General features: G+C 68.7%; 5 protein-coding genes. 4 read left to right on the plus strand and 1 reads right to left on the minus strand.

Annotation, left to right across the window (positions count from 1 at the left end; translation table 11 throughout):
- Together JYJ84_RS29380 and JYJ84_RS29385 are read left to right on the plus strand one after the other, a co-directional pair.
- The coding region (locus JYJ84_RS29380; protein WP_205189820.1) for a TOBE domain-containing protein at positions 1-222 on the plus strand (222 nt) is incomplete at its 5' end.
- A gap of 71 nt (positions 223-293) precedes the next feature.
- Positions 294-1,199 (plus strand): SMP-30/gluconolactonase/LRE family protein, encoded by a 906-nt coding sequence (locus JYJ84_RS29385; RefSeq protein WP_175220677.1) that lies wholly within the window; start codon positions 294-296, stop codon positions 1,197-1,199.
- 29 nt (positions 1,200-1,228) lie between these two features.
- Here JYJ84_RS29385 and JYJ84_RS29390 read toward each other — a convergent pair whose 3' ends face one another.
- Entirely contained in the window at positions 1,229-2,224 is a 996-nt protein-coding gene (locus JYJ84_RS29390) for a LacI family DNA-binding transcriptional regulator (protein ID WP_236027309.1), read from the minus strand.
- A gap of 319 nt (positions 2,225-2,543) precedes the next feature.
- On the opposite strand from JYJ84_RS29390, the gene JYJ84_RS29395 reads away from it, so the two are divergent.
- Both JYJ84_RS29395 and JYJ84_RS29400 read left to right on the plus strand, forming a co-directional pair.
- Positions 2,544-3,665 carry a porin gene (locus tag JYJ84_RS29395; RefSeq protein ID WP_122950507.1) on the plus strand — a complete coding sequence of 374 codons (1,122 nt, stop codon included), beginning with the start codon at positions 2,544-2,546 and terminating at the stop codon, positions 3,663-3,665.
- Positions 3,666-3,714: 49 nt separating this feature from the next.
- Positions 3,715-4,423 (plus strand): 2-dehydro-3-deoxygalactonokinase (locus JYJ84_RS29400; protein ID WP_205189822.1); only part of this gene is annotated, 709 nt, incomplete at its 3' end.

A 4,423-nucleotide genomic window follows, 5' to 3' on the forward strand; every position in this document is an offset into this window, starting at 1 on the left:
CTCACGGTCGGCGCGCCCGGCACGGGGCTCGACGGTCGCGTCACGCACGCCGAGCACCTGGGCGACGCGACGATCGTCTATGTCGAACTCGCGGGCCACGACCGGCCGCTGTCGGTGCGGCAGAACCGCGACGCGTACACGGTCGCGGCCGGGCAGCCGGTCGGCGTGCGCTTCGACATGCGGCACGCGCACTTCTTCGACGACGCGGGCCGCGCGCTCTGAGCCCGGCTCGCCGGCAGTTCCGCCCGCCGTACCGGCGGGCGGCCGAACGCATGCATAACAACAGAATTTCGATGACGACAGTAAAACTGGTACAGGGCGCGAACGCGATCCTGGGAGAGGGCCCGCTCTGGTGCGAACGCTCGGCGTCGCTCTACTGGATCGACATCAAGCGCACCGCGCTCTACCGCTACACGCCCGGCCACGGGCAGACCGGTTTCTGGCTGTTGCCGGAGCTGGCCGGCTGCGTCGCGGGCGTCGACGATGGGCGGCTGCTCGTCGCGTTAAAGAGTGGCCTGCACCTGTTCGATCCCGCGCACGGCACGCTCGAGCGGCTGGCCGACGCCGCGCATGCGCGGCCGTCGCTGCGCTACAACGACGGCGCGGTCGATGCGCGCGGCCGCTTCTGGGTCGGCACGATGGCCGACGACGGCGATGGCCCCGGCGATCTGCATTGCTTCGAGCATGCGCGTGCTTCGCGCGTCGCGGTGGCCGGCTTCGCGTGCGCGAACGGGATGGGCTGGAGCCCGGACGGCACCACGATGTACGTGACGGATTCCGGCCGCCGCACGATCTTCGCGTACGACTTCGACGTGGATGCCGGGCGGTTATCGAATGCGCGGCCGTTCGCGACGTTCGGCGACGCGCGCGGCGTGCCGGACGGGCTCGCGGTCGATGCGGAAGGCGGCGTGTGGTCGGCGATCTGGGACGGCTGGCGGCTGCATCGCTATGCGCCGGACGGGGCGCTCGACCGGGTCGTCGAAATGCCGGTGCAGCGGCCGACCAGCGTCGCGTTCGGCGGCGCCGATCGCACGACGCTGTTCGTGACGTCCGCATCGGTCAACGTGAGTGCGGACGGATTGCTGCGCGGGCCGCTCGCGGGCAGCCTGTTCGAAACGCGCCCGGGCGTGGCCGGGCTCGAGCAGCATTGCGTCGCGCGCGCGTGGCTGGGTGACGCGGTCGCGGCGGTGCCGCGTTGATCGAGCGGTAAGCGGTAAGCGGCGAGCGCTCAGCGGCGGCGCGCGTCGCGCGGCCGCACCGTCGATTCGCGCACGACGAGCCGCGATTCGAGCATCGTATGCGGGGCCGGCGACTTGCCCGCGAGCGCATCGAGCAGCGTCGTCATCGCGACTTCGCCGGCGCGCTCGGTTTCGGTGTCGATCGACGTCAGCGTGGGCGACGTGAGCTTGCCGAGTTCGAGGTTGTCGAAGCCGCACACGGCGACGTCGTGCGGGATCGCGATGCCGAGCCGTTCGGCTTCCTTGATGAAGCCGGCCGCGATCATGTCGTTGTAGCAGATCACCGCATCGGGCGGTTCGGCCGACAGCATCACCGACGCGCACACACGCTCGCCATCGGCCACCGTCGCGCGCGGCACGCTGAAAGTGCGCAGCGGCAGCCCGGCGCGTGCGAGCACCTGCTCGGCACCCGCGCGGCGTTCGTCGTCGCCGCGCGCGTTCGGCAGGCTGATGTACGCGAAGCGCTGGTATTTTTCCATCAGCAGGTGCTGCGCGAGCATCTCGCCCGCGCGGATCGGATCCGAGTACAGCGTGAGCAGGCCGTCGCGCGGCGCGGAGCCGACCGCGACCACCGGCTTGCCGAGGCTCGCGGTCCAGCGCAGGTCGTCGTCGGGCATGCTGGTGTTCAGGATCAGCCCGTCGACGCGCCGGCTCAGCTTCGTCAGCGCGGGCCGTTCGCCCTTGCGGTTCTCGTCGGCATCGACGATCAGGACGACGAAGTCGTTGCGCTGCGCGATCCGGTTCACGCCCTTGACCATCGCGGTGAAGTACGGGTTGAGAATGTCCTGGATCACGACGCCGACCGCGCCGGTCTGGCCGGTGGCCATCGAGCGCGCGAGCGGGTTCGACTCGTAGCCGAGCTGCTCGATCGCTTCGGCAATGCGGCGCTCGACGTCGGGCGAGAAGCGCTTCGTCTTGTTGATGAACTTCGAGACGGTTCCGATGGAGACGCCTGCGGCGGCGGCGACTTCGTTGATCTTGGCCACGATGAAAGTGAGTGTCAGTGCATTTTGCCGGCGAGCATAGCATGCGCGCCAGCGGCGGCGACCGTGCGGCGGCATCGCAGGCGTGCCGCGCGATCGGACTCGGTAGTATCCCTTGGAGGGCCAGAATTTTCTTGAAAAAGCGCAACCGCGCGCCGACAATGAAAACGCTTTCCCAATTCGCGAGCATAGCACGCGCGCATTCCGTAAGAGACATAGCGGAAAACGATGCGCGACAACCGCCGCGAAATTTTTTTGCTGTCGAGGGAAAGCGCTTTCCCCAATCAAACGAGACGTGAACGAAAAGAAGGAGGAGATCTAGATGCGACAGTATGGGTGGATCGCGGCGCTGGCCCTGGCGGTGCCGGCGGTGGCGCAGGCGCAATCGAGCGTCACCGTGTGGGGGCGTGTGGGCGGCGACGTGCAGTACCTGAGCGGTGTGCAGAACGGCCCGCATTCGACGGGCTCGCGCATTTCGGAAGGCAACGACTGGGGGACGAGCATCCTCGGCATCACCGGCAAGGAGGATCTCGGCGGCGGCAACCAGGCGGTGTTCTGGCTCGAATCGTCGATCAACGCGGCGAACGGCAACTACGGCGGCGGCGTGCTGTTCCAGCGCGGCGCGTGGGTCGGCTTCAAGAACGAGCGCTACGGCTTCCTGCGGCTCGGGCAGGGTTCGTTCATCAACAGCTATATCTGGTCGTACGATCCGCTGCTCGAGGAAAACTATTCGGTCGAGTCGCTGACGTCGTACCGGAACGGCCCGAAGCTGTCGAACGGGATCCGCTATGAATCGCCGAAGTTCGGCGGCTTCTCGTTCGCGCTGCAGGCGAACCTCGGCAACAGCTCGAACGGCTGGCTGCGCGGCTCGCCGAACAACGTGGGCGCGACGGGCCTGTCCGACGGCGCGACAGTCGCCTACACGCACGGCGACTTCGAAGTGCGCGCCATCTGGAACGAGATCCGCAACCAGTACGGCCGCGAAGACAACCTGTTCACCGCATCGCAGGAAGCGTTCATCGGCGTGCGCGAGCGCTTCGGCCCCGCGCTGGTGCAGCTCGGCTATACGCGCTACAGCGCGCCCGACACGCCGGCCGGCCTGTCGCGCACCGCGAACTACTACTGGGGCGGCGTGACGTACGACGCGACGCCGTTCCTGCATCTGCAGAGCGCCGTCTATTCGATGAAGATCGACGCGGGCCAGTGGACCGCCGACCACAGCGGCGAAGGGCGCTCGACGATCATCGGCCTCGGCGCGATGTACGACCTGTCGAAACGCACGTTCCTGTATGCGACGGCCGCACACGTGTTCAACAGCGCGGGGGCGAACCTGGGCGTGAACCCGCAGTCGCCGGGGCTCGGCAATGGCAACGGGCTCGGTGCGTCGCCGATGCCGGGGCACGGGCAGACGGGCGTCTACGCGGGTATCGAGACGCTCTTCTGATACCGGCGTGACGAAGCCGCGAGCCACAACCGTCAAACAGAGGAATCCTATGCAAGATGTAATGCCACGGCCCGGTGGCGAAGCGCCGGTGCCGCGCCTGATCGCGCTCGACTGGGGCACCACGTCGCTGCGCGCGTACCTGATGGCGGATGCGCGGACCGTGCTCGACGAGCGGGCCGCGCCGAAGGGCGTGATGCAGCTGGGTATCGCGGGCGCCGCGATCGCCGACGCATGCGATGCGGCCTTCGAGGACGTGTGCGGCGCATGGCTCGATGCGTGGCCGGCGCTGCCGGTCGTCGCGGCCGGCATGGTCGGCAGCACGCAGGGCTGGCGCGAGGCACCGTATGCGGACGTGCCGATCGACGCGGCGCGGCTTGGCGCGTCGCTGCTGACGGTGCGTGCGCGGCGCGGCGTGACCGTGCACATCGTGCCGGGGCTGATCCAGCGCGGCGAGCTGGCGAACGTGATGCGCGGCGAGGAGACGCAGATCGTCGGCGCGCTGCACGCGAGCGGCGCGACGCACGGTTCGGCGCTGCCGCGATGGATCGGGCTGCCGGGCACGCATTCGAAGTGGGTCGCCGTGCGCGGCTCGCGCATCGAGCGCTTCCGCACGTTCATGACGGGCGAACTGTACGCGCTGCTGTGCACGCACAGCCTGCTCGGCCGCACGATGCAGCCGTCGGCCGGGTTCGCGCGCGACGCCTTCGAGCGCGGCAAGCCCGCCCCCCAGACCCGCCCCAGGAGCATTAAAAACAATA

It is taken from the genome of Burkholderia sp. LMG 13014, from assembly GCF_905232215.1.
Classification (GTDB): domain Bacteria; phylum Pseudomonadota; class Gammaproteobacteria; order Burkholderiales; family Burkholderiaceae; genus Burkholderia.

What these genes read in the sequence shown, in the direction of transcription:
- JYJ84_RS29385 (WP_175220677.1), top strand. Translation starts at nt 294, where the DNA reads ATGACGACAGTAAAACTGGTACAGGGCGCGAACGCGATCCTGGGAGAG.
- JYJ84_RS29395 (WP_122950507.1), top strand. Translation starts at nt 2,544, where the DNA reads ATGCGACAGTATGGGTGGATCGCGGCGCTGGCCCTGGCGGTGCCGGCG.